Origin of the sequence: Nakamurella flavida (assembly GCF_030811475.1) — a bacterium.
Taxonomy (GTDB): Bacteria; Actinomycetota; Actinomycetes; order Mycobacteriales; family Nakamurellaceae; genus Nakamurella; species Nakamurella flavida.
Window position 1 is genome coordinate 1,568,938 of sequence record NZ_JAUSQV010000001.1, and the last position, 24,702, is coordinate 1,593,639.

General features: G+C 74.5%; 22 protein-coding genes. 7 read left to right on the forward strand and 15 right to left on the reverse strand.

All coding sequences use genetic code 11. The features are described 5' to 3' along the window. Positions 1-44: 44 nt before the first annotated feature. Entirely contained in the window at positions 45-1,262 is a 1,218-nt protein-coding gene (locus J2S58_RS06985) for an NADP-dependent isocitrate dehydrogenase (protein WP_205256003.1), read from the reverse strand. Between the two features lie 140 nt (positions 1,263-1,402). On the opposite strand from J2S58_RS06985, the gene J2S58_RS06990 reads away from it, so the two are divergent. Beyond that, a complete protein-coding gene (locus J2S58_RS06990) occupies positions 1,403-2,098 on the forward strand; it encodes a MarR family winged helix-turn-helix transcriptional regulator (RefSeq protein WP_205256002.1) in 696 nt (231 codons plus the stop codon). Between the two features lie 18 nt (positions 2,099-2,116). Here the strand turns inward: J2S58_RS06990 and J2S58_RS06995 are convergent, their stop codons facing one another. From J2S58_RS06995 to J2S58_RS07035, 9 genes are all read right to left on the reverse strand, one after another. Further along, positions 2,117-2,377 (reverse strand): DUF3017 domain-containing protein, encoded by a 261-nt coding sequence (locus tag J2S58_RS06995; RefSeq protein WP_205256001.1) that lies wholly within the window; start codon positions 2,375-2,377, stop codon positions 2,117-2,119. Beyond that, positions 2,377-3,216 (reverse strand): bifunctional methylenetetrahydrofolate dehydrogenase/methenyltetrahydrofolate cyclohydrolase, encoded by an 840-nt coding sequence (locus J2S58_RS07000; RefSeq protein WP_205256098.1) that lies wholly within the window; start codon positions 3,214-3,216, stop codon positions 2,377-2,379. The genes J2S58_RS06995 and J2S58_RS07000 overlap by 1 nt, the downstream gene beginning before the upstream one ends. Positions 3,217-3,319: 103 nt before the next feature. After that, positions 3,320-3,937 carry a pentapeptide repeat-containing protein gene (locus J2S58_RS07005; protein WP_205256000.1) on the reverse strand — a complete coding sequence of 206 codons (618 nt, stop codon included), beginning with the start codon at positions 3,935-3,937 and terminating at the stop codon, positions 3,320-3,322. A gap of 12 nt (positions 3,938-3,949) precedes the next feature. Further along, complete coding sequence (gene purH, locus J2S58_RS07010; protein WP_205255999.1) at positions 3,950-5,560, reverse strand: bifunctional phosphoribosylaminoimidazolecarboxamide formyltransferase/IMP cyclohydrolase; 1,611 nt, start codon at positions 5,558-5,560, stop codon at positions 3,950-3,952. Then, positions 5,557-6,204: a phosphoribosylglycinamide formyltransferase gene (purN, locus tag J2S58_RS07015; RefSeq protein WP_205255998.1), complete on the reverse strand. Its 648-nt coding sequence runs from the start codon at positions 6,202-6,204 to the stop codon at positions 5,557-5,559. The genes purH and purN overlap by 4 nt, the downstream gene beginning before the upstream one ends. Before the next feature lie 204 nt (positions 6,205-6,408). After that, the gene (locus J2S58_RS07020; protein ID WP_205255997.1) at positions 6,409-8,091 is read right to left on the reverse strand and encodes a cell division protein PerM; all 1,683 of its coding nucleotides are present in this window, start codon (positions 8,089-8,091) and stop codon (positions 6,409-6,411) included. Between the two features lie 301 nt (positions 8,092-8,392). Next, positions 8,393-9,274: a succinate--CoA ligase subunit alpha gene (gene sucD / locus J2S58_RS07025; protein WP_205255996.1), complete on the reverse strand. Its 882-nt coding sequence runs from the start codon at positions 9,272-9,274 to the stop codon at positions 8,393-8,395. Positions 9,275-9,277: 3 nt separating this feature from the next. Next, on the reverse strand, positions 9,278-10,468 hold the full coding sequence (gene sucC / locus J2S58_RS07030; RefSeq protein ID WP_205255995.1) for an ADP-forming succinate--CoA ligase subunit beta: 1,191 nt from the start codon (positions 10,466-10,468) through the stop codon (positions 9,278-9,280). A 434-nt stretch (positions 10,469-10,902) separates the two neighbouring features. Then, positions 10,903-13,176 carry a hypothetical protein gene (locus tag J2S58_RS07035; protein ID WP_205255994.1) on the reverse strand — a complete coding sequence of 758 codons (2,274 nt, stop codon included), beginning with the start codon at positions 13,174-13,176 and terminating at the stop codon, positions 10,903-10,905. A gap of 73 nt (positions 13,177-13,249) precedes the next feature. On the opposite strand from J2S58_RS07035, the gene J2S58_RS07040 reads away from it, so the two are divergent. From J2S58_RS07040 to J2S58_RS07050, 3 genes are all read left to right on the forward strand, one after another. Further along, complete coding sequence (locus J2S58_RS07040; protein ID WP_205255993.1) at positions 13,250-13,615, forward strand: hypothetical protein; 366 nt, start codon at positions 13,250-13,252, stop codon at positions 13,613-13,615. Between the two features lie 106 nt (positions 13,616-13,721). After that, positions 13,722-14,186 (forward strand): hypothetical protein, encoded by a 465-nt coding sequence (locus tag J2S58_RS07045; RefSeq protein ID WP_370881859.1) that lies wholly within the window; start codon positions 13,722-13,724, stop codon positions 14,184-14,186. Then, the gene (locus J2S58_RS07050) at positions 14,173-15,081 is read left to right on the forward strand and encodes a DNA-formamidopyrimidine glycosylase family protein (protein ID WP_205255992.1); all 909 of its coding nucleotides are present in this window, start codon (positions 14,173-14,175) and stop codon (positions 15,079-15,081) included. Before J2S58_RS07045 ends, J2S58_RS07050 begins: the two co-directional genes overlap by 14 nt. A gap of 762 nt (positions 15,082-15,843) precedes the next feature. Here J2S58_RS07050 and J2S58_RS07055 read toward each other — a convergent pair. The 3 genes from J2S58_RS07055 to J2S58_RS07065 form a co-directional block, all read right to left on the reverse strand. After that, positions 15,844-16,077 carry a hypothetical protein gene (locus tag J2S58_RS07055; RefSeq protein WP_205255991.1) on the reverse strand — a complete coding sequence of 78 codons (234 nt, stop codon included), beginning with the start codon at positions 16,075-16,077 and terminating at the stop codon, positions 15,844-15,846. 302 nt (positions 16,078-16,379) lie between these two features. Beyond that, complete coding sequence (locus J2S58_RS07060) at positions 16,380-16,961, reverse strand: tetratricopeptide repeat protein (protein WP_205255990.1); 582 nt, start codon at positions 16,959-16,961, stop codon at positions 16,380-16,382. 11 nt (positions 16,962-16,972) lie between these two features. After that, positions 16,973-19,576: a UvrD-helicase domain-containing protein gene (locus tag J2S58_RS07065; protein ID WP_205255989.1), complete on the reverse strand. Its 2,604-nt coding sequence runs from the start codon at positions 19,574-19,576 to the stop codon at positions 16,973-16,975. A 282-nt stretch (positions 19,577-19,858) separates the two neighbouring features. Here J2S58_RS07065 and J2S58_RS07070 point away from each other — a divergent pair, with 282 nt between their 5' ends. Beyond that, a complete protein-coding gene (locus tag J2S58_RS07070; RefSeq protein WP_205255988.1) occupies positions 19,859-20,209 on the forward strand; it encodes a chorismate mutase in 351 nt (116 codons plus the stop codon). Between the two features lie 22 nt (positions 20,210-20,231). Here J2S58_RS07070 and J2S58_RS07075 read toward each other — a convergent pair whose 3' ends face one another. Beyond that, positions 20,232-20,891, reverse strand: a complete 660-nt coding sequence (locus J2S58_RS07075; protein ID WP_205256096.1) for a response regulator — start codon at positions 20,889-20,891, stop codon at positions 20,232-20,234. A 74-nt stretch (positions 20,892-20,965) separates the two neighbouring features. Beyond that, entirely contained in the window at positions 20,966-22,366 is a 1,401-nt protein-coding gene (locus tag J2S58_RS07080; RefSeq protein ID WP_306826845.1) for an ATP-binding protein, read from the reverse strand. A gap of 769 nt (positions 22,367-23,135) precedes the next feature. On the opposite strand from J2S58_RS07080, the gene J2S58_RS07085 reads away from it, so the two are divergent. Then, complete coding sequence (locus J2S58_RS07085; protein ID WP_205255986.1) at positions 23,136-24,506, forward strand: PspC domain-containing protein; 1,371 nt, start codon at positions 23,136-23,138, stop codon at positions 24,504-24,506. Next, positions 24,499-24,699: a hypothetical protein gene (locus J2S58_RS07090; RefSeq protein ID WP_205255985.1), complete on the forward strand. Its 201-nt coding sequence runs from the start codon at positions 24,499-24,501 to the stop codon at positions 24,697-24,699. The genes J2S58_RS07085 and J2S58_RS07090 overlap by 8 nt, the downstream gene beginning before the upstream one ends. Positions 24,700-24,702 lie beyond the last annotated feature (3 nt).

Below are 24,702 nucleotides of genomic sequence, written 5' to 3' on the forward strand. Positions count from 1 at the left end.
CCGGGTGCGGAGGTGCGGCGCCCGTCGGCGCGCGAGCAGGTGGATCAGGAGGCGAGCTCGGCGGCCAGGTTCTCGTCCAGCGCGGCCAGGAAGTCCTCGGTGGTCAGCCAGGGCTGGTCCTTGCCGATCAACGCGGCGAGGTCCTTGGTCATCTTGCCGCTCTCCACGGTGGAGATGATGACCTTCTCCAGCGTCTCGGCGAAGGCGACCACGTCCGGGGTGTTGTCCAGCGTGCCGCGGTGCTTGAGGCCACCGGTCCACGCGTAGATCGAGGCGATCGGGTTGGTCGAGGTCGGCTTGCCGGCCTGGTGCTGCCGGTAGTGCCGGGTCACCGTGCCGTGCGCGGCCTCGGCCTCGACGACGGACCCGTCCGGGGTGAACAGCACGGAGGTCATCAGGCCGAGCGACCCGAAGCCCTGGGCCACGGTGTCGGACTGGACGTCGCCGTCGTAGTTCTTGCACGCCCAGACGTACCCGCCCTCCCACTTGAGGGAGGCGGCGACCATGTCGTCGATCAGGCGGTGCTCGTAGGTGATGCCGGCCGCAGCGAACTTCTCCGCGAACTCCGCGTCGAACACCTCCTGGAAGATGTCCTTGAAGCGGCCGTCGTACACCTTGAGGATCGTGTTCTTGGTCGACAGGTACACCGGGTAGTTGCGGGCCAGGCCGTAGTTCAGCGAGGCGCGCGCGAAGTCCCGGATGGAGTCGTCGAGGTTGTACATCGACAGCGAGATGCCGGCGCTCGGGGCCTGGAAGACCTCGCGCTCGATCGGCTCGGAGCCGTCCTCGGGCGTGAAGACCACCTTGAGGGTGCCGGCGCTCGGGAAACGGAAGTCGGTGGCGCGGTACTGGTCGCCGTAGGCGTGACGACCCACGATGATCGGCTTCGTCCAGCCGGGGACCAGGCGCGGGATGTTCGAGATGATGATCGGCTCGCGGAAGATCACGCCGCCGAGGATGTTGCGGATGGTGCCGTTGGGCGACCGCCACATCTTCTTCAGGCCGAACTCCTCGACGCGGGCCTCGTCGGGGGTGATGGTGGCGCACTTGACGCCGACGCCGTGCTTCTTGATGGCGTTGGCGGCGTCCACGGTGACCTGGTCGTCGGTGGCGTCGCGGTTCTCGATGCCCAGGTCGTAGTACTCGAGGTTGACGTCCAGGTACGGCAGGATCAACTTCTCCTTGATGAACTGCCAGATGATGCGGGTCATCTCGTCGCCGTCGAGCTCGACGACCGTGCCGGTCACGGGGATCTTGGCCATACCTGCAGAACTCCTCTGGTCGACATTGAGCAGTACGAGCGTACTGCTGGCGCGTACGTCACGGCTGCGGGAACCCTGCGGGCACCGTACCGTTCTGCTCACAGCCCGGTCGGGGGCGGGTCGGGGCGGGGGCCTGGAGCATGGCGGCACAGCAGGATCAGGGGTACCCGGCCGCGGCCGGGACGACGGGCGCGGACCGGGTCGACGGGGCCGCCCCGGGGGGCATCACCGCCGTCGTGACCGGCGTCGGCGCCGTGCTGACGGCGGACCTCGCGGCGGTCGGGACGCCCGACGCAGCCGGATCGCCGACGCGGGCGTCGCAGCCACAGCCCCGCAGCGAGCCGACCGGGACCACCCCCGCGCCCGCGCCGTCCGGCAGCTACTCCGGCGACCGGGCCCGGGCCTGGGAGGCGTTGCTGGAGTTCCACGCCGCCGTGGTCGTGGCCCTCTCCGAGGACCTGGAACGGGCGGACGAGTTGTCCTGGGGGCGGTACGACGTGCTGGTCCAGTTGCAGGCCGCCCGGCACGGGCTGCGCCTGCGGGATCTGGGCGAGCGCCTGGTCATCTCCCAGCCCGGGCTGTCCCGCCGCATCGACCGGATGGCCGCGGACGGGCTGGTGGAGCGCAACGCCGACCCCCACGACGGCCGCGGGGTGGTGGTGTCGGCGACCCGGGCCGGACGGGCCGCCCTGCGGCGGGCCGCGGCCCGGCACATCCCGGCCGTCGAGGGCGCGTTCACCGACCACCTCAGCGACATCGAGGCACAGACCCTGGCCGCCGTGCTGACCCGCCTGCGCCTGCGCCTGCCGCACGCGGGGCGGGCCGGGGCCCGGTGAACCGGGCCGGACGACCGCTCAGACGGTGCCGTCGGCCAGCACGATGAGCAGAGCGGCGCAGCCCAGGTAGAACGAGACGTCGAACCACCGGCCGCGCACCGCCAGGACCCCGGCCGCGTCCGTCGACAGCACGAGGCGGAGCACCATGGCCGTCGCGGCCGCTCCGCCGAGGACGAACGCGCCGCGGCGCCAGTGCGCGGTGGCGATGAGCACGAGGGCGACCAGCACGACGAGCAGCACCAGGGCGATCGGGACCGCGCGACGTCGGCGGGCATCCATCACCGCTGCCGTTCGGCCGCCGCCACCACATTGCCCAGCAGCATCGCGCGGGTCATCGGACCCACCCCGCCGGGGTTGGGCGCGAGGAAACCGGCCACCCGGGCCACGTCCTGCTCGCCGGCCCGCGACACGTCACCGGCGATCTTCCCGTCCACCCGGCTGACCCCGACGTCCAGCACCGCGGCGCCGGGCTTGACCATGTCGGCGGTGATCAGGCCGGGCACGCCGGCGGCCGCGACGACGATGTCCGCCCGCCGGACGTGCTCGGCCAGGTCGCGGGTGCCGGTGTGGCAGAGCGTGACGGTGGCGTTCTCGCTGCGGCGGGTGAGCAGCAACCCGAGCGGGCGGCCCACCGTCAGGCCGCGCCCGATGACCACCGCCTGCGCCCCGGCGATGGGCACCTCGTACCGGCGGAGCAGCTCGATGATGCCCATCGGGGTGCACGGCAGCGGGGCGGCCCGGCCCAGGACCAGCGATCCGAGGTTGACCGGGTGCAGGCCGTCGACGTCCTTGTCCGGGTCCACCCGGGACAGGATCGCGAACTCGTCCAGACCGGTGGGCTGCTGCACGAGGAACGCGGTGCACTCCGGATCGGCGTTCAGCTCGTCGACGACGGCCTCGACCTCGCCCTGGCTCGTGCCGGCAGGCAGCTCGCGGGCGATGCTGCGGATGCCGATCTCGGCGCAGTCCCGGTGCTTGGCCGCGACGTACCAGCGGCTGCCCGGGTCGTCGCCGACCAGCACGGTGCCCAGCCCCGGGACGATGCCGCGGGCGGCCAGCGCCCGGACCCGCTCGGCGAGCTCGATCTTGATCGCAGCCAGGGTGGCCTTGCCGTCCATCACGACGGCACCGGCGGGAGAGGTCACGATCACGCATCCTGCCACGCGGACCGGGCCGGGCCGGGCTGATCGGTGCGGCCCGGAGCGTGCCGACGCCGCCGGGTCAGGCCGGGTCGGCGAGGGTCAGCCCGTGCGCGGCCGCGTACAGCACGGCCTGGTCGACCTCGACCGTCGCGCCCACCAGCTTGGCGTCCACCCAGGTGGCCGCGTCGATCCGGGCGCCGCGCAGATCACACCCGGAGAGGTCGGCGCCGCCCGTACGGGCCCCGGTCAGATCGGCGCCACGCAGGTCGCACCCGGTCAGCGCGGCCCCGACCAGGTTGGCCTCCCGCATCCGCAGCCCGGACAGGTCGACCCCGGCCAGCCGGGCGTTGCCCAGCGAGACCAGGGTGAGATCGCTGTCCCGGATGACCATCGGCCGCATCCGGCAGTCCGAGAACGAGGACCCGGTCAGCCGGCAGCCCTGCAGGTCGGCACCGTGCCAGGACGTCCGCAGGAACGTGCACGCGGTGAACGCCGTACTGCGATGGACGCTGCCGTACAGCTCGGCGCCGGTGAACACGCAACCGGTGAAGACCGCCCGCCGCGTCCGCACCCCGGCGAGCGAGGCGTCGGTGAAGTCACAGCCGGTGAAGGTGATCCCCTCGATCTCCTGCCCGGACAGGTCGACGTCGGCGAAGTCGTCGTCGACGTACTCGCTCTCGGTCAGCTGCAGCGCCACGGCCCCTCCGGCTCAGTGGAAGAAGTGGCGGGCGCCGGTGAGGTACATGCTCACCCCGGCCGCCTCGGCCGCGGCGATCACCTCGGCGTCACGCACCGAACCGCCCGGCTGCACCACCGCGCGGACCCCCGCGGCCAGCAGGATCTCCAGCCCGTCGGCGAACGGGAAGAACGCGTCGGACGCGGCGACCGAGCCGCGGGCCCGGTCCCCGGCGCGTTCCACGGCGAGCCGGGCCGAATCGACCCGGTTGACCTGGCCCATGCCGATCCCCACGCTGGCGCCGTCGCGGGCGAGCAGGATCGCGTTGGACTTCACCGCGCGGCAGGCGCGCCAGGCGAAGTCCAGATCGGCCAGGGTCGCCTCGTCCACGGGCTGCCCGCAGGCCAGGGTCCAGGCGCCGGCCAGGTCGCCCGGCGCGTCCATCCGGTCCCGCGACTGGACGAGGACGCCTCCGGAGATCGCCCGGAACTCCACCGGGTCGGCCTGGGTGTCGGCCGGCATCACCAGCAGCCGGATGTTCTTCTTCCGGGTCAACACGGCCACGGCCGCGTCCTCGAACCCGGGCGCGAGCAGCACCTCGGTGAAGATCTCGGCGACCTGCTCGGCCATCTCGGCCGTCACCGGACGGTTGACCGCGATGACACCGCCGAAGGCGGAGACCGGGTCGCAGGCGTGCGCGCGCCGGTGGGCCAGCGCGACGTCGGCGTCCGCGCCCCCGGTCACCACCGCGAGGCCACAGGGGTTGGCGTGCTTGATGATCGCCACCGCCGGATCGGTGAAGTCGGTGGCCGCGCGCCAGGCGGCGTCCGCGTCGACGTAGTTGTTGTAGCTCATCTCCTTGCCGTGCAGCTGCTCCGCCGAGGCCAGGCCCGGACGCCAGTGGCGGTACAGCGCGGCGGCCTGGTGCGGGTTCTCCCCGTACCGCAGATCGGCGGCGTGTTCCCAGGTCGAGCCGGTCCAGGCCGGGAAGCCGACCCCCGCCGGCGACACCACCGAGTTCATCCACGACGCCACGGCGACGTCGTAGGACGCGGTGTGGGCGAAGGCGGCGGCGGCCAGGACGGTGCGCTCGGCCAGGGTGAACCCGCCGTCCCGCACGGTCTGCGCCACCGTCGGGTACGCGGCCGGGTCGACCACCACGGCGACCGACGGGTGGTTCTTGGCCGAGGCCCGGATCATGGCCGGGCCGCCGATGTCGATCTGCTCCACCGATTCGTCCACCGAGGCGCCGGAGGCCACCGTCTCCCGGAACGGGTAGAGGTTGACCACGACCAGGTCGAACGGTGCGATGCCCAGCTCCTCGAGCTGCGCGCGGTGCGACTCCTTGCGCAGATCGGCCAACAGGCCGCCGTGGATGGCGGGGTGCAGGGTCTTCACCCGACCGTCCAGGCACTCCGCGAACCCGGTGACGTCCTCGACGCGGGTGACGGGCAGCCCGGCGTCGGCCAGCGTGCGGGCCGAGTTGCCGGTCGACACCAGCTCGACACCGGACTCGACCAGCGCCGATCCCAGCTCGACCAACCCCGACTTGTCGGTGACGGACAGCAGGGCCCGGCGGACCGGCCGCCGCTCGGCGGGGTCCGGAGTGCCCGGGGCCGGCTCGGTCGGGGTCGCTGAGCTCATCGCAGAATCACCTTTCGTCCGGTCACCGAGTAGGGGGCCCGGGTCAACGCGGTCACCACGTCCACCAACAGGTCCCGTTCGGCGACCTTGATCCGTTCGTGCAGGGTCGTCACGTCGTCGTCCGGCGCGACCGGGACCGCGCGCTGGTCCACGATCGGGCCCGCGTCCACCCCGGCGTCGACCAGGAAGACGGTGCATCCGGTCACCCGCACCCCGTGGGCGAGGGCATCGGCCGGGGCGCGCATGCCCGGGAAGGCGGGCAGCAGGGAGGGGTGCGCGTTGATCACCCGGTGCTCGAAGCGCCGCAGGAAGCCCGGGCCGACCAGTTTCATGAACCCCGCCAGCACCACCAGATCAGCGCCGTGCGCCTCGATCGCGGTGGCCAGCGCGTCGTTCCACGCCGCCCGGTCGGCATGGTCACGCACCCGGCACGAGAAGGTCGCGATCCCGGCCGCCCGCGCCCGGTCCAGGGCCACGCAGTCGTCCAGATCGGTCCCGACGGCGACGATCTCGTACGGCTTGGGGGCGGGATCGTCGAGCAGGGCCTGCAGCAGGGTGCCCGAACCGGAGGCCAGCACGACCACCTTGCGGGGCGGACCACCGGCGGGGGATGCGACTCCGGCCGGGTCGGTCGTGGGGGGCACGGCGTTCCTCCGGGAGGTCGGGGCCGGCGGTCGGGGCGTTCGCCTGTGGTGACCGGGCCCGGGCGGACCGGTCTCGGTCGGGCGATCCCAGGCTAGACGGCTGGGCCGCGGCGGTCGGCCCCGGGTCCGGCGGGCCTCCTGCGGCCGGTCGCCACCCGGCGGGCCCGGCGGCCTCGTGCCGCAGTCCCTGCGCCGGGTCGGCGATCAGCTGTGGGACCGGCCGTCCCGCGGAGCGCCGTCCGCCTGGTCGCCGGGTGAGGGCGCAACGTCGACAGCATCGGCGTCGGCAGGATCGGCGTCGGCGTCCGCGGCCCGGGCGGGGTCGGTGTCCTCGGCCTCGGCCTCGGCGACCGCCGGGTCGGCGTCGGGCTCGTCAGTGTCACCGGCCTCCCTGTCGCCCGATCGGGCCGGGCTGTCCGAGGCGTCCTGCGCGGCCTCGGTGGCGGTGCCGTCGGCGGCCGGGCCGGTGCCGTCGGTGCGGTCCGTGCCCTCGGTGCTCTCGGGGCTCTCGGGGCTCTCGGGTTCCGCGGTGTCCTCGTCCGCCACCGACGCAGCCTGATCCGAGGAGGCATCCTCCCCGGCGACGGCGGTCGGCGTGTTGCCGTCCGTCGGGCGGCCGTCACCCCCGTCACCGGACGAGGCAGCGCCGGCGGCGGTGGCAGGGGCCGCGGCCGCACGCCGCCGCGGCGTCGAGGTGACCGGCGCCGCCGGCCGGGGCGCGCGGAGCGCGGTGGCGAACTGGGCGAGGACGGTCAGCCCGCCCACGACGGCGACACCGGCGACGACCACCCCGCCCAGGAGTGCGGCCGGTGCTCCGGTGGCTGCGATCGGACCGCCCTGCACGCCGCCGCGGGCGACCAGGGCCAGGACGCAGAGGGCGACACCGGCCACCACCGCCGCGGTGCCCACGGCCAGGAAACGGTCGGCCACCAGGCGGGTCCGCTGGGCCACCCACCAGCCGACGAGCACGGCCACGGCGACCGGGACGACGAGCCAGACCAGACCGGCCACGGACGCGGCCACCCCCTCGGGGGCCGCGGCGAACAGCGGCACCGCGGGCAGGTCGACCACGGTCGAACCGAACGGGGTGTAGTCGCCCTGTCCGATCTGGAAGCCCACGCCGGTGACGTACCCGGTCCCGGCGACGGCAGCGTTGGGGACGAGCAGGAGTTGCAGCACGGTCAGGCCGAGCCCGGCGCCGACGCCGGGGGCGACCAGACCGGTCAGGGCGGCGACCGAGGAGAACGACAGGATCAACCCGGCCACGACGGCCAGGGCGCCCGCGGCGAGCAGGGCCAGCGCGGCGGCGGTGCCGGCCCGCGCACCGAGCCGGAGCCACAGCGGCGTTCCGGCCCACCACCCACGCAGGGCGCTGCCCGGGGCGGCCGTGCCCCAGGCGGCGGCGACCAGCGCCATCGCACCGGCGGTGAGCACGGCGGTGGGCGGGACGCTGCCCGCAGGGGCGAACGAACGGGCCACCACGCTGACGAAGAGCCCGTAGACCGCGGCGGTGCTCAGCACCGCGACGACCTCCTGGGTGCGGCCCACCGGGCGCAGCCGGGCCCGCCGGGTGACGGCGGACAGCAGACCCAGCACGGCCCCGGAGACCAGCAGCGGACTGATCGACACGGTGACCCCGCCGAGGGTGACCGGCACCAGGTGGGCGGCCGCGAAGGCCACCACCCCGGCCTGGACGGCGTTGGCCGCGTCCGCGGTCGAGTCGGGCGCGGACGCCCACAGGATCAGGGTGAGGCCACAGGCGAGCAGGACCACGGACAGGCCGACCGACAGCGCCCGCACGGCGGCGGCCAGGGCGACCACCCAGGTGCGGGGTGCAGCGCGGTCGTCGTCGGGGGCCAACCGGCCGAGAGTCAGTTCCGCGATCACCCGGACACTCTCACACGGTCCGGGGCGGGGCCCCGGGTCCCACGCCGCCGCCGGAGCGGGTGTGACCTGTCCCCCGCCCGGCCGGGGCGCGGGACCCGAGCCGGCAGCCGCGTCCGCCCGCGGAGTCGATCATGACGCTCCTGCCGCCCGGCCCGGCGAGTCCTGATCGACACGCCGAGCGACGGGCATGATCGACGGCCGGGGCGGACCCGCCGATGCCCTGGACCCGGGCAGACCGATGGCCACCCCGCAGCAGCGGAGTGGCCATCGGAACGTCACGGGCGGGACGCGGCCCGGTCGATCAGGACAGCACGGAGCGCAGCAGTCGCGCCGTCTCGGACGGGGTCTTCCCGACCTGGACGCCGGCCGCCTCGAGGGCGTCCTGCTTGGCCTGGGCGGTGCCGGCCGAGCCGGAGACGATGGCGCCGGCGTGGCCCATGGTCTTGCCCTCGGGCGCGGTGAACCCGGCGACGTACCCGACGACCGGCTTGGTCACGTTGGCCTGGATGTAGGCCGCCGCGCGCTCCTCGGCGTCGCCGCCGATCTCGCCGATCATGACGATCGCCTCGGTCTCGTCGTCGGCCTGGAAGGCCTCGAGCGCGTCGATGTGGGTGGTCCCGATGATCGGGTCACCGCCGATGCCCACGGCCGAGGAGAAGCCGAGATCCCGCAGCTCGTACATCATCTGGTAGGTCAACGTGCCGGACTTGGAGACCAGGCCGACCCGGCCCGGACCGGTGATGTTCGCCGGGATGATGCCGGCGTTGGACTTGCCGGGCGAGATGACGCCGGGGCAGTTCGGCCCGATGATCCGGGTCTTGTTGCCGGTGGCGACCGCGTGGGCCCAGAAGACGGCGGAGTCGTGCACCGGGATGCCCTCGGTGATCACGACGGCCAGCTCGATGCCGGCGTCGATGGCCTCCAGCACCGCGTCCTTGGCGAACGCCGGCGGCACGAACAGCACCGAGACGTCGGCGCCGGTCTCGCTCATCGCCTCGGCGACGGTGCCGAAGACGGGCTGGCTGGAGCCGTCGAAATCGACGGACGTGCCGGCCTTACGGGCGTTGACCCCACCGACGATGGTGGTGCCGGAGGCGAGCATGCGACGGGTGTGCTTGCTGCCCTCCGAGCCGGTCATGCCCTGCACGATGACGCGCGAGTTCTCGTTCAGGAAGATCGCCATGGGTCAGGCTCCCGGGGTCTGCGAGGAAAGGGCGGAGTGGGCCAGCTCTGCAGCTTTCTCGGCCCCTTCGTCCATGGTGTCGGCCTGGGTGACCAGCGGGTGGGCGGCCTCGGTGAGGATGCGCCGGCCCTCCTCGACGTTGTTGCCGTCGAGCCGGACGACCAGCGGCTTGGTGGCCGCGTCGCCCAGGATGCCCAGCGCCGCGACGATGCCGTTGGCCACCGCGTCGCACGCGGTGATGCCGCCGAAGACGTTGACGAAGACGGACTGCACGTCGTCGTCGGACAGGATGATGTCCAGGCCGTTGGCCATGACCTCGGCGCTGGCGCCGCCGCCGATGTCCAGGAAGTTGGCCGGGGTGACCCCGCCGTGGTTCTCGCCGGCATACGCGACCACGTCCAGGGTGGACATGACCAGGCCCGCGCCGTTGCCGATGATCCCGACCTGGCCGTCGAGCTTGACGTAGTTCAGACCCTTGGCCTTCGCCTTGGCCTCGAGGGGGTTCTCCGCCTCGGTGTCGGCGAACGCGGCGTGACCGGGGTGGCGGAAGTCGGCGTTCTCGTCCAGGGAGACCTTGCCGTCCAGCGCCAGCACGGTGCCGGTCGGGGTCTTCACCAGCGGGTTCACCTCGACCAGAGTGGCGTCCTCGGCGACGAAGGTCTCCCACAGGGACACCAGGATCTCGATGACCTGGTCGCGGACCTCGGCGGGGAACTTCCCGGCGTCGGCGATCTCGGCGGCCTTGGCCCGGTCGACACCGGGGAGCGCGTCCACGGGGATGCGCGCGAGCGCGTCGGGGCGCTCGACGGCCAGCTCCTCGATCTCCATGCCGCCCTCACGGCTGGCCATGGCCAGGAACGTGCGGTTGGCCCGGTCCAGCAGGAAGGAGACGTAGTACTCCTCCGCGATGTCGGCAGCCTCGGAGACCAGGACCGTGCGGGTCACGTGGCCCTTGATGTCCAGTCCGAGGATGTCCTTGGCCTTGGCCGCGGCGGCGGCGGCGTCGGGGGCGAACTTCACGCCGCCGGCCTTGCCACGCCCACCTGTCTTGACCTGGGACTTCACCATGACCGCGGTGCCCAGGCGGGTCGCGATGGCCTCGGCCTCCTCGACGGTCCGGGCGGTGTCTCCGGGGGTGGTGGGTACTCCGTGCGCGGCGAAGAGCTCCTTCGCCTGGTACTCGTACAGATCCACGTCTTCTCCAGACTCGTGTCCGCTGATGCGGTCCGTACACCCGGACGTCGGACACCGGGCTCGTCATGGACCGCGGGGACACCTTATCCAGCGGCACGGAACGGCGCCCTGCCCGGCCGGGTCGGTGAGCCCGAGATCACCCGGGTCCGTTGCCGGCCGCGGTGCGGGCGGCCCAGTGGGCCGCGACCCGGGTGGCGGTGAGCGCCGTCGGGCAGACGGCGGCGTTGATCAGCGAACCGGCGAAAGTACGGCCGGTCGGGGCCGATCCCCAGGTGACCGGATCGTCGAACAGTGGTCGTCGACGTCCCTGGCTCGCGTCCCCGCCCGATCGAGGGCTGTCGCGCCGGCCGTGACCGGCGGTGGCCGACCTCCCCCGTGCGCCGCCTCCGCGTTCGTCAGGACAGCCGCGTCGGCGCGTCGGCTCCGGGGCAGGCTCAGCTGGCGGCCGGCACGTCCCGGTCCGCCGGGTCCAGCCGACGAACCCGCCGGGCGGCGCGCCAGAAGAGCGGCGCCACCAGCAGCAGGCCGACCACCGCGACAACGCCGGCGACCAGACCCGGCCCGGTGGCGAAACCGGCCTCGTCCCGGATCGCCGCCGGGACCAGACAGCGCTGGGCGAGCACCACAGCCGCTGCGACCGGGGCGGCCGCCGCCACGACGGGCTTCAGGCTCGTACCGCCGAGCAGCACCGCTCCGACGGCGGCCAGGGTGACCGCCCAGACCCCGAGGGTGCCCACCTCGTATCCGCGCAACAGGGCCGTGGACCGGGTCAGATCGGCGGTCCACACCGGGAACGCCCCGGCCCCCACGATCAGGACGACCAGCACCGCCAGCGGCCCGCGCCGGATCACCCGGGACCGGTCGGCCGAGGCGTCGTCGACCTGGAGCAGGCTCTGCTCGGCGACCCGACGGGTGATCACGGGGGCGAGCACCGCGGCCGCGGCCGCGAGCACCACCCCGGCGACGCCCGCCCAGAACCCCGGGCCCGCCGACCAGGTGTGCTTGAACTCCGCCGGCACCGCGGCCATCAGCGAACTCAGCGGATCCTGCGTGTTCCCGGCCGCCCGGATCAGCCGGGCCAGCAGCACCCCGGCGTCGGTCAGCGCCAGCAGCGCCCCGGCCCAGACCACCCCGGCGGAGGTCCGCCCGGCCTGGGCGGTCCACGGCAGCAGGGCCAGCACGCCGGCCACCGCGAGGACGATCGCGGCCATCAGGAACGGCGGCGCGGCCGGTGCGGCGATGTCCGCGACCTCCGGGGTGGGCGCGGCCCCGTCGAAGAGCAGGATCGGCCGACGCCAGGCGAGCAGGCAGCCGGCCGCCGCGGCCAGCAGCAGCCCGCCGACGACGATCGACCCCCGGGACCCGATGCGTCCGCCGTCCGGCCCGGCGGCTCCCCGCTCGGCGGTCCGGGGTGGGGTCGCCCGGGCTGCCGGCGACGAGCCGTCCGCCCGTGGTCCGCCGGCCGGAGGTGCGACGGAGTCGTCACCGCGGCCGTTCGCCGGGAGATCGACGGGCTGCGACGTGTACGTCGAGGTCGGCCGCAGGCGGTTCAGCGCGGCACTCGCCCCGACCAGCGCGCCGCCGACCATGGGCAGGAAGGCGGCGGCCGACAGAGAAGTGGCCGCGCCGGCGGTCACCGCGACGATCGCGATCAGACCGGGCAGGGCGGCGGCCAGTCCGGCCCCGGCGAGCAGCCCGGCGGAGACGGCCCGGGGCACACCGGCCGCGACCAGGACGGCCACGGCGAGGGCCAGTAGCGCGACGAAGGCGGCCAGCACCCCGGACAGATCGGTGGCGGCCGGAACGAGCCGCAGCTCCAGGTATCCACCCCGGTAGGGCACCGACAGCAGACCGGCGGCGACCACCACCGCGCCCAGACACCCGACCGCGATCATCGGCGCGTTCCCGGCCAGCCGCAGCGGCGGCATCGGCTCGGCCCCGCTCCCGAACCGGGCCGCGGGTCCGGCGCCACCGCCGTCGCCATCGATCGGCGAGCGGTCGACCGCGGGCCGCCCCGCGCCGTCTGGGGACGTCCTCCGGACCCCGGACGTGTTCGTCGAACCGGCCGCGGGCCCCGGGGCGACGTGGCCGCCTGCTGCCGTGCCGGACCGATCGGGACGCTGTCCGTCGCGCAGTGCGCGGTCGGGGAGCGCGGTATCGGGCAGTGCGGTGCCCGGAAGAGCGGCGCCCGGCAGTGCGGTGCCCGGCAGTGCCGCATCCGGCATGGGCGCCGCGGCCAGCGCCCGGGCGGCGAGGACACCGACCACCAGGGCCAGCAGATCGGCCAGCAGCACCAGGAAGGCACCGGCGCCCACCGTGAAGGGCCGCGCGGCGTCCGAGGTCTCGGCGAACAGATCGGGTCGGACGAGGTCGTCGGGGCCGAGCACCAGGGGCAGGTCGGTGACCAGCCGGACCACCGCGAACGAACCGGCACCCGCGGCCACCGCGAGGGCGGGTACCCGCCGACCACCGGCGAGGACGAGGACGAGGACCGCCGGCAGGATCGCGATCCACCCGGCCGCCGTCGTGCCCCCGACCACCGATCCGTCGGCCGCGCCGACCACCCCGATCAGGGGTGCCGCCGCCCCCACCACGGCCGCGACCAGCAGTCCGACACCGAGCGCCACGGGCGTCACCGGTCCCGCCGGCCCCGGGTCGGCGACCGCCGGGCGGCGGGCGGACACGGGCACCTGCGGGTGGTCGGACACCGGTCGAACCTAGCAACCGGGCCACGGCGCCCGACCGGGCCGCGCCCCCGTCCGGAACTGGGATGATCGGGAGGTGATCCAAGCCCTGGCCGTCGGCGGCATGATCGCCGCCCTGTTGTTGGCCGTCTGGACCGGCGTCCAGGCCGGCCGCCGGCGACCCACCACCGAGGCCCAGATGATCGGCGCCATCGTTGTGGAGGCGGTGCTCGTCGTGCAGGCCGTCATCGCCACCGTCCGGGTCGCCGGTGGCGCCACCGTCGTCGAGCCGGTGACGTTCCTGGCCTACCTGTTCGGTGTGCTCCTGCCGTTGCCGCTGGGTTTCTACCTGGCCCGGGAGGAACGGTCCCGGTGGGGCTCGCTCAGCCTCTGCTTCACCGCGGTCGTCGTCGGCGTGATGACGTTGCGACTGCTGCAGCTGTGGTCGGCCGGCCGTGCCTGACGCCCCGGCCCCCGGCGGTCGCCGGCGGAGCTGGCTGACCGGCCGTTCGTCCGCCGACGACGACACCCGTCCCGTGACGCCCGGCCCGGGCTCGTCCGCGGACGGGGTGTTCACCGAGCGGGATGACGGGGGGACCGAGGAGATCGAGGGGCCACCCCCGGCCGGACCCCGTCGACTGCTCATCGCCCTGTACGCGATCTTCGCATTGGCGGCCACGGCCCGGGCCGTCGTGCAGCTGACCACCCAGTTCGAACAGGCCCCCCTGGCCTACGTGCTCTCCGCCTTCTCCGGGGTGGTGTACCTGGCCGCGACCGTCGGCCTGGTCTCCCGCCGTGCCTGGTCCCGGCCGTTGGCCTGGGCGGCCTGCGGCACCGAGATGGCGGGGGTGCTGATCGTCGGATTCCTGTCCGTGCTGGACGCCGAGGCTTTCCCGAAGGACACCGTCTGGTCGCACTTCGGATCCGGCTACGGCTATTTCCCGGTACTGCTCCCGGTGCTCGGACTGCTGTGGCTCGGCTACAGCCGGAACTTCACCGAGCCGGCCGGAGAGGACAGCGATGCCCGAAGGTGACAGCGTCTTCCTGGTCGCCCGCAAACTGCGTGCCGCCCTGGACGGGCGCCTGCTCACCCACGCCGATCTCCGCGTACCCGCACACGCCACCGCGGATCTGTCCGGGCGGACCGTGCTCGAGCACGACACCGTCGGCAAGCACCTGCTCACCCGGCTGTCCGGCGGCATCACCCTGCACACCCATCTGCGGATGGACGGGTCGTGGAACGTGGTCGGCGCCGGGAAGTGGCTGCCGCGCCGCCTGATGCCCGACGTCCGGGTGGTGCTGCTGACCGACGGGCCCACCGCGTTCGGCGTGCTCCTGCCCGTGGTGGATTTGGTGCACACCGCCGAGGAACACACCGTCGTCGGGCATCTCGGTCCGGACCCGTTGCGGGTCGACTGGAACCCGGCCGAGGCGCTCCGCCGGTTCGCGCAGCGCCCGGAGCGGCCGCTGGCCGCGGCCCTGCTCGACCAGCGGAACATGGCCGGCCTGGGCAACCTGTGGGCCAACGAGCTCTGCTTCCTGCGCGGACGCAGCCCCTGGACGCCGGTCGGCGAGGTGGACATGGCGCCGATGGTCGACCTGGCCGCCCGCGCCCTGCAGCGATCGGCCACCGTGCCCGGTGCCTACCAGGTGACCACCGGCAACACCCGACGCGGGGAGAGCCACTGGGTGTCCGGCCGCTCGGGGCGCCCCTGCCTCCGTTGCGGCACCGTGGTGCGGGTGGAGGCCGAGACGCCCGGCGATCCGGAGCGCCGCCGCACCTGGTGGTGCCCGCACTGCCAGCCCGGCCCCGCCCCCCAGGGCTCGGCCGCCCCCGGCCCGCCCGCCCGCGACCTGAGCGCGGGCCGCACCGAGGGATCCGGGCGAGCCACCCGCGTCCCCCGCGGCCGGTACGGCCCCCGCCGCTGACCGCTTGCCGCCCGGGACCGTGGCGGGTGCTCGCGAGACGGCGCGTTGCTCGCACCCGGCGGTGAGCAACGCGGGTCCGGGTGAGCATCCCGGCGTCGCGCAGGTATCGCAGCACCCCCAGGGCATCGCAGCGCGACGCGGCCGAACCGTGCGCCCACGCTGCTCCCCTCGTGCAGCGTCTGCTCCCCCCTCGTCCGGACACGAGCACAGCGCACGCTGCGCGAGGGAGGTCGGGAGGAGTTGCGCCCGGATGCCCCCGCGACGCCCGATGCTCACCGGCGGACGCGTTGCTCGCGGCCGGCCGTGAGCAACGCGCTTCCGCGTGAGCAACGCGCGTCCGGGCGAGCCACTCGGCGCCTGGCGGGCCTCGCACGGCGCCCAGGGCATCGCGGCGCTGCACGGCCCAGCCGTGCGCCACGCCGCTCCCCCCGCGCAGCGGCTGCTCTCCTCGCGTCCGGACACGAGCACCGCGCACGCTGCACGAGGGAAGCCCGGAGCGCGCCCGCATACCCCCCGCCACACCCGATGCTCACCGGCGGACGCGCTGCTCACGCCCGGCCGTGAGCAACGCGCTTCCGCGTGAGCATCCCGGGCGCCGCGTGAGCATCCCGGCACCGCAGGGCGTCGCAGCACCCGCAGGGCGGCGCAGCACCCCCAGGGCATCGCAGCATTCCCAGGGCATCGCAGCGACACACCGGAAGGCAGCGCCCAACGTGCAGCCCGTCCCGGCGGCGCCCGCGCATACCTGCGTGGGAGCCGGGATCAGGGGCGGAGGGGGCGGGTCAGGCAGACCCGGGGCCAGGCATCGAGACCCAGGGCGTGCTCGCGGCGGCGGACCGCCCGGAGCCAGTCGGGCAGCTCGGCGTCCGGGATGTCGTGGAAGCCCAGCCGCCGGTAGTAGGGCGCGTTCCAGGGGACGTCGCGGTAGGTGGTCACCACGACGCGTTCGAGCCCCCGCCCGCGCGCCCAGACCAGCGCCACATCGGCCAACGCCACCCCGACCCGACGACCACGTTGGGCGGGTTGGACCGACGCCCTGCTCGATGAAGGCGACCCCCGGGTACTCCTCGGCGAGCAGGTAGCCGACGAGCTCCCCGTCCCCGCCGACCGCCACCCACGCCCGCCCGTCGGCGACGAAGGCCTGCAGGTACTCCACGGTGGGCGGCTCGTGATCGGCGATGACCGCCATTCCGATGGAGCGGAACGGCTCCCCCGCGGCGCGTTCCAGCTCGGCGAACGCCGGCAGATCATCGAGCCGGGCCGGCCGGACGATCACGTCCGGCGGTCGGGCAGCGGGGTCAGTGGCCGGGCTCATCGGTCAGCTCCTCCGCGTAGGCGCGCACCGCCCGACCGTAACGGGGCAGGGTCGGCGCCAACGCGGTCAACGCCAGCCGCACCGCCTCCGCGGGCCGCCCCGCGTCGAACAGGGCCAGGGCCAGGAACGCGTCGGGGGCGGCACCCAGCTCGGGATCGGCGGGGCGGCTGGTCAGCAGGGCGATCGCGGCGTCGGGCTCGCCGACGTTGCGCAGCGAACTCGCCAGCTGGACGACGACCTGTGCCCGCCGGGGACCGGTCAGCCCGGCGGCCAGCGCCTGCCGGTACAGCGGGATCGCCTGCGCCTCCAGGCCCAGCGAGTCGTGCACACCGGCCCATTCCGCCAGCGCGGCCGGATCACCGGGCGGCCGCTGCCCCACGAGGGCCTGCATCGCCGCCAGTGCACCGTCGGGATCGGCATCGTCGAACGTCGCCCAGAACGTCGCGACCCGGGACTCCCAGCCGGACTCCGGAGCGGCCCCGGCCGAGGGAGCCGAGCCGGACTCCCCCGCATCCATGTACTCGTGTGCGGCCGGAACCAGATCGGACGGCGAGGGATCGGACACGGCGCCGCGGGTCAGAGCTTGATCATCGGCACGCCACCGATGAGCATCAGTCGGACCTTGCCGGCCGCGCCGAAGTCGATGGTGGCGGTGGCCATGCGGCCCGTCCCGGACACCTCGAGAACCGTGCCCAGGCCGTACTTGTCGTGGGAGACCCGGTTGCCGGCGGCGAGCTCCAGCACGGGCGCGGACGCCCCGGGGGCGCCACCCCGGCCGGCGCGCGACGGGGACCCGGAGCCGAACCGGGACGCCACGACCGGGGCGGACCGGCGCTCCCAGCTCTCGCTCCCGCCGCCACCGAAGCCGGAGTAGCCCGCGGTGCGGCCCGGCTCGGGCAGTCGACGCCAGTCGATCAGGTCCGGCGGCACGTCGTCCAGGAACCGGGACGCCGGGTTGGCGCCGGGCTGTCCCCAGGCCGACCGGAGCACCGCGCGGGACAGGTACAGCCGCTGCCGCGCCCGGGTGATGCCGACGTAGGCCAGGCGTCGTTCCTCGGCGAGCTGGGTCTCGTCACCGAGCGAGCGCAGGTGCGGGAAGATCCCGTCCTCCATGCCGGTGAGGAAGACGACCGGGAACTCCAGGCCCTTGGCGGTGTGCAGCGTCATCAGGGTGACGACACCGTCGGCGGAGTCGGGGATGGAGTCCGCGTCGGCCACCAGGGACACCTGCTCCAGGACGGCGGCCAACAGGGCCGGACCCGTCGCGGCGGCGGCCGCGGCCCCGGCCAGCGCATCGTCGACGGGCTCCGGGGCGCCGCCCGCGGCGATCGTCTCGGCCTCGGAGCCCTCCCCGGTGGCGGTGGCCGTGTCGGCCAGTTCGCGGGCGAAGGCGTCACCGGCGAGCACGTTCTCGGTGTTCTCCCGCAGCACGGTGACCAGCTGCTCGAGGTTCTCCAGGCGGGAGGCGTCCTGCGGGTCCTCGGAGGCGGCCAGCTCGGCGCGGTACCCGCTGCCCTCCAGCAGGGAGACCAGCACGTCGGCCGGTTCGGCCCCGGCGGCCAGCTCGGCCCGCACCCCGGCCAGCATCTCGGCGAACGCGGCGATGGCCTTGGCCGACCGGGACACCAGTCCCGGTACGTCCTGCGCCCGGGCCAGGGCGGCGCCGAAGCTGATCCGTTCCCGTTCGGCGAACACCGACACGGTCGCCTCGGCGCGGTCGCCGATGCCCCGGCGGGGGGTGTTCAGGATGCGGCGCAGGCTGACCTCGTCATCGGGGTTGGCCACGGCACGCAGATAGGCCAGCGCGTCGCGGACCTCCTTGCGCTCGTAGAACCGGACGCCGCCGACGATCCGGTACGGCATACCGGTGCGGACGAAGATGTCCTCCAGCGCGCGGGACGCGGCGTTGGTCCGGTAGAACACGGCGACGTCGCCGTACCGGATGTCCCCGCCGTCGACCAGCTCGTCGATCTCCCGCTGCACGAACCGGGCCTCGTCGTGCTCGTTGTCCCCGACGTACCCGACGATCTGCGTGCCCGCACCCTCGGCCGTCCACAGACTCTTGGCCCGGCGGTCGCTGTTGCGGGAGATGACGGCGTTGGCCGCGGACAGGATCGTCTGGGTCGACCGGTAGTTCTGCTCGAGCAGGATCGTGGTCGCGTCCGGGTAGTCCCGTTCGAACTCCACGATGTTGCGGATGGTGGCGCCGCGGAAGGCGTAGATGGACTGGTCGGCGTCGCCCACGACCACCAGCTCGCCCGGAGGCAGGGTGCCGGACGTGGCCGCTCCCGGCGCAGGAGCATCCGCCGGGGTGACCCCCACCAGTTCCTGCACCAGGGCGTACTGCGCGTGGTTGGTGTCCTGGTACTCGTCGACCAGCACGTGGCGGAACCGCCGCCGGTAGTGCTCGGCCACGGCCGGGAAGCGTTGCAGCAGCAGCACCGTCTGCATGATCAGGTCGTCGAAGTCGAACGCCGTGGCCTGCCGCAGCCGCGACTGGTACCCGGCGTAGACCTTGGCCACCACGGTGTCCATGTCGGACTCGGCCTGCTCGGCGGCGGTGGGTGCGTCGATCAGTTCGTTCTTCAGGGTGGACACCGCAGTGGCCAGCAGCCGCGGGGTGAACCGACGGAGATCGACCTCGAGATCCTGGGCGACCATCTGGATCAGCCGTTGCGAGTCGGCGGAGTCGTAGATGGTGAAGCCGGACTTGACGTCCAGGTGGCGGGACTCGGCCCGCAGGATCCGCACGCACATGGAGTGGAAGGTCGACACCCACATGGCGAAGGCGCGGCGCGTCCCGACGGCGGTGGCCACCCGTTCCTTCATCTCCGCGGCGGCCTTGTTGGTGAACGTGATGGCCAGGATCTCGCCCGGTGACGCCCCACCGACGGCCAGCAGGTAGGCGATCCGACGGGTCAGCACCCGGGTCTTGCCCGACCCGGCGCCCGCCACCACCAGCAGCGGGGAGCCGCGGTGCTGCACCGCGGCGCGCTGCGGCGGGTTGAGATCGGCGAGCAGCTCCTCGCCCCGCTGCTGGGCGGGCGCGGGGCCGGTCGACCCACTGGCAGCCCCGGGCGTGGACGCGGCCCCGGGGGAGGTACGCCGGGACGCCGACCCCGCCGGGGTCGGCGTGGACGGGGCCGGGGTGGTGGCGGGAAGGTCGAAAAGGCTGCTCATCTCGGGGGCCACGGTACCGGCCCGGACCGACACCGCGGTCGAACACCAGTCCGGACACGGGTCGGGATCGGCCGACCCGCCCGGAACCGCGGCTCCGGCGGCTGTTTCCCTGCGGATCGGGATGTGCTTGACTCTCCATCATGACGCGCCGCAGCTTTTATGGTCACCGGATCCCGGTGTCCGACCGCGGCTGACCCTTAGCCCCGACAACGCCCCGAGGTCCTCCGGCCCGGGGCGTTCTTCGTGCCCGGGTCCGGGCGCCGACGGGAGAATGAGGAAGAGATGACCAGCACCGTCCCCACCGCAGCCTCCGCACCGACCGACGCGGCACCGACGCGCCCGGCCGATTCCGAGCTCGAGCTGCCCGAGGTCGCCGTCCCCGACGACCAGGCCGGCATCGACGCGTTGCGCGTCGAGATCGACGCCATCGACGCCGAGCTGGTGCGGCTCATCCAGCAGCGCACCGCCTGCTCGCACGCCATCGGCGCCGCCCGCAAGAAGCTGGGCGGGACGCGCATCGTGTACAGCCGCGAGATGCAGGTGCTGCAGCGTTTCCGCGTCCTGGGGTCCGCCGGCACCGATCTCGGCATGATGCTGCTGGCCATGGGCCGCGGCCGCCTCGGCCGCCGCTGACCGACCCGAGGCCGGCGCCCCGTCAGACCAGGCGCCGGTCGGTGGCCCAGCGGGACAGCTCGTAGCGGTTGGACATCTGCGTCTTGCGCAGGACGCTGGACACGTGGGTCTCCACCGTCTTGACCGAGATGAAGAGCTGCGCGGCGATCTCCTTGTAGGCGTACCCCCGGGCCAGCAGCTTGAGCACCTCGCGTTCCCGCGGGGAGAGCAGGTCCAGCTCCGGGTCGGCCACCGCGGCCGGCCCGTGCCGGTCGGAGAACGCGTCCAGCACGAACCCGGCCAACCGGGGCGAGAACACCGCGTCCCCGCCGGCGACCCGGACGATCGCGTCGGCCAGTTCCCGGCCGGAGATGGTCTTCGTGACGTAGCCGCGGGCGCCGGCCCGGATGACCGCGATGACGTCCTCGGCCGCGTCGGACACCGACAGGGCCAGGAACACCAGGGCCGGCAGCCGCTCGTGCAGGTGCTCGAGCACGGCGCGGCCGCCGCCGTCGGGCATGTGCACGTCGAGCAGGACGACATCGGGCGGGTCGACGGCCAGCCGGGCGACGGCCTCCCCCACCGACCCGGCCTCCCCCACCACGACCAGGCGGTCGTCGGCCAGCTCGGCCAGCTCGGTGCGCACCCCCGTGCGGAACATCGCGTGGTCGTCGACCAGGAACACCCGCACGGGGCCGGCCACGGTCGCGTCGTCCGGGGCACTCCCCTGCTGGGTCACCTCGGGGGATGCGGGTCGGTCGGGTTCGGGCTGGGTCGTCACGAGGGGAGTCCTTCGCTCGGCTGAAGCGTGTCGGCGTCCGCCGATGCCGGTGGTGCGGGGGGCGGGCCGCCGTCACCGGACGCTACCGGCACGGTCAGCTCGATCTCGGTGCCCTCACCGGGGGTGGACCGGACCGTGGCCCGGCCCCCGTGCCGATCCATCCGACCGCGGATGGACTCGACCAGACCCCGCCGGTCCGCCGCCACCGCATCGACGTCGAACCCCCGCCCGCGGTCGCGGACGAAGACATCGGCCGTGCCGTGCTCGACCTCGGCGTACACGCTGATCTCGCCGACCCCGGAGTGCTTGGCCGCGTTGACCATCGCCTCCCGGGCGGCGGCCACCAGCGCCCCGACCGCCGGGCCCATCGGCGCGTCCCCGACGACGACGGGCGCGACGGCCACCGCGTAGGTGTCCTCCACCTCGCCGGCCGCCAGGGCCAGCGCGGCCGACAGCATCGCCGGGGCGTCACCGGGGGCGGTGGATCCGCTCGCCGTGGCGTACCCGGTCGGCCCGTACAACCAGGTCCGCAGTTCACGTTCCTGCCCGCGGGCCAGGCGGAGCACCTCGCGACCGTCACCGGACTGCCGCTGGATCAGCGCCAGGGTCTGCAGGACGGAATCGTGCAGGTGGGCGGCGATCTCGGCGCGTTCGGCCTCCCTGACCCGGGCCCGCCGTTCGGTGCCCAGATCGCGGACCAACCGGATCCACCACGGCACCGTGATGACGGCCACCCCGACCAGGGTGAGCAGCACGGCGATCAACGCGGAGCGGACGGCGGTGAAGTCGAGCTGGCCGACGGCGAAGACCGAGAGCCCGCCGACGACCAGGGTGGCCCCGCCGGCGAGCCGCCACACCGACCCGCGGCTGGGACCGACGATGCCGGCAGCGGTGCGACGCCACCGCGCCCGCCGGGCCGAATCCGCCTCCCGCCAGATGAACGCGGCCCCCAGTGCGGCCAGGCCCAACGGCCCGAGCACCCACCCGACGATGCTGGTGATGTTCAGCGCGGCCGCGACCAGGAGGGCGGCCACCCCGACCGCGGCGATGCCGAAGGCCTGCTGCCGCTCCCGCGGGCCCGCCGGGCGCGGGGCTCCTGGATCACCGCCCGCTCCGTCGGGCCGTTGCGGGACGAAGATCCACAGCATCGCGTAGGCCAGCACCCCGGAGCCCGCCATCACCGCGAGCAGGACGAACGTCAGCCGCACCCACAGCACGGGAACCCGGAGATGACCGGCCAGGCCGGCGGCGACCCCGCCCAGGATCGAGCCGGAGCGCGGACGGGTGAGCCGAGGGATGCCGTCCGGGGTCAGCAGGGTGCCGGGTGGCGGGACGGCCCGCCGACCGGAGGTGGGCGGATGCGGCGCTGGGCCGGAGCCCGGGCCGACACCGGGCACGGGCGGCGCGGGGGCCGGTCCGGCGGGACGGAACCCGGAGGGCCCGGCGGGGGTCGGCGCGGCGGAGGCTGCGGCAGGGACGGCCGGAGCGGGTGTGGTCGAGGCGGGTGCTGCCGGAGCCGGTGCTGTCGGGGCCGGTGTGGTCGGACCGGGGGAGGCCGACACGGCGGCGGTGCGGGTGGGGGCGGCGGTCCGGGACGACCCGGGCGACCACGGCCCGGTCGGCGGGGACGGCACACCCGGGGGCAGCGGGGCGGGGGGCACGGTCGCGACCGGCGCGCCGGTGGGCGGGGCCCACCGCACGGCCGCAGCGACCGGTGCGGGCCCGGCGGACGGCGTGGGCCCAGCCGGCGATGCGGACGCAGCGGGTGGAGCGGACGGTGGGGACGCAGCGGGTGATGCGGGCTGTGTCGACGCCCTGGACTGTGCGGGAGCCGCGGGTGGTGCGGACGGTGGGGTGGCAGCGGGTGATGCGGGCTGTGCCGACGCCGTGGACCGCGCGGACGCCGCCGGCTGTTCCGACGCGGCAGGCTGCGCGGACGACGACGCCCCCACCCCGGACGCGCCGTCCCCCGACCCATCGGGCACCCGGACACCGGGCACCCGGGCGTCGGGCACCCGGGTGTCAGGCGTGGGCAGGAACTCCGAGGACGTCACCCGACCAGGGTCACACGGGAGGTCCGGCGGCGGTATCGGGGTGGACCCCGGTTCTGCGAACCAGGGGGATCCCCGATGGTGCGCCGGCCCGTCGGTGCGCAGGCTGGATCCCATGAACCAGACCCCTGGCAGCCCCGCCGGCCCTGCGGCGGATTCCCGGTCGGCCCAGCCGGCCGGCACCTGGTGGGCCCAGCGCCCTCGGCGTTCGGCCACCGACCGCAAGATCGCCGGCGTCGCCGGCGGGCTGGGCCGCGCCCTGGGCGTCGACCCCGTCGTCATCCGGGTCGCCTTCGTGGTGCTCACGGTGTTCGGCGGGTTCGGCGGGTTGCTGTACCTGCTGGGCTGGCTGCTGCTGCCCGGCGACGGCGACGAGGTGTCCGCGGCCGAGTCCCTGCTCGGGCGCGGGCAGTCCTCGGTGCCCCCGGTCCTGGCGGTGGGCCTAGGGGTGCTCCTGGCCGTCTCGACGGTCTCCACCTTCTCTTGGGGGACGCCGGTGCCGCTCGTCGTCATCGGGGTGGTGATCGTGCTGCTGGCCCGTCGCCGGTCGGCCGGATGCACCAAGCACGGTGGTCGCGGCGGCACCCCGCCCTGGGCCGCGGACCTGCAGACGCAGGCCCGGACCTGGGGCCAGCAGGCGCAGGACTGGACGGCCCGGCAGCCCTGGGCCACCGAGCAGCCGGCCCCCCGGGGCCCGGACACGACCGGGCCCGGCAGCCCGCGGTCGCCGTTCACCGATCCGCCGCTCTGGGACCAAGCCGACACCACCCGACCGGACGACGGCCCGCCGGCGCCGCCCGCATGGGATCCGCTGGGCGCCGCGCCCTTCGCGTGGGACCTGCCCGAGCCCGGACCCGCACCCGCACCCGCCGCCGAGCGGCGCGCCGACCAGGGTGCGCTGGCCGCCATCACCCTCGGTCTCGCCCTGCTCGCCGGCGCCGGCGCCACCATCGGGGTGTACGCCGGGTGGTGGGCGTTGAGCTGGGCCGCGGTGATGGCCGTGCCGCTCACCGTCGTCGCGCTCGGCCTGTTCGTCGGCGCGTTCCGCGGCCAGGGCCGATCCCTGGTCGGCACCGGGGTGTTCCTGTCGATCGCCACGGTGGGTCTGGCCCTGACCGGTGTCACCGGCACCGACGGGTTCGGCGAACAGCGGTGGACGCCCACCTCGGTCGAGCAGTTGGAGTCGAGCTACGTGATGAACGGCGGCCAGGGAGTGCTCGACCTGCGCGGGCTCACCGTGCCGGCCGGGACCGACCGGGACGTCTCGGTGACCGTCCGCGCCGGCCAGGCCCAGGTGCTGCTGCCGGCCGGGATGAACGTGGACGGCACCTGCCATGCGAACGCCGGGTCCACCGACTGCCTCGAGCAGACCCGGGACGGGTTGAACTCGACGAGCGAATTCGCCTCCACCCCGAGCCCGGACCAGGGCACCCTGCACCTGACCGTCGAGGTCGGCACGGGCGAGGCGCAGGTGCGTCGTGGCTGAGCCGGCCCGCCGTCAGGTCAGCGTCGGCGCGCTGCTCGCCGCCCTGATCTTCCTGGCCGTCGCGTCCGTCGGATTCAGCGGCGACCCCTGGTGGCTCTTCCAGTCGGCCACCAAGTGGATCATCGCCGGGGTGGCCGCCCTGGTCGGGGTGGGTCTGCTGGTCAGCTCGCTGCCGAGCCGGCGCCGCGGCTGAGCA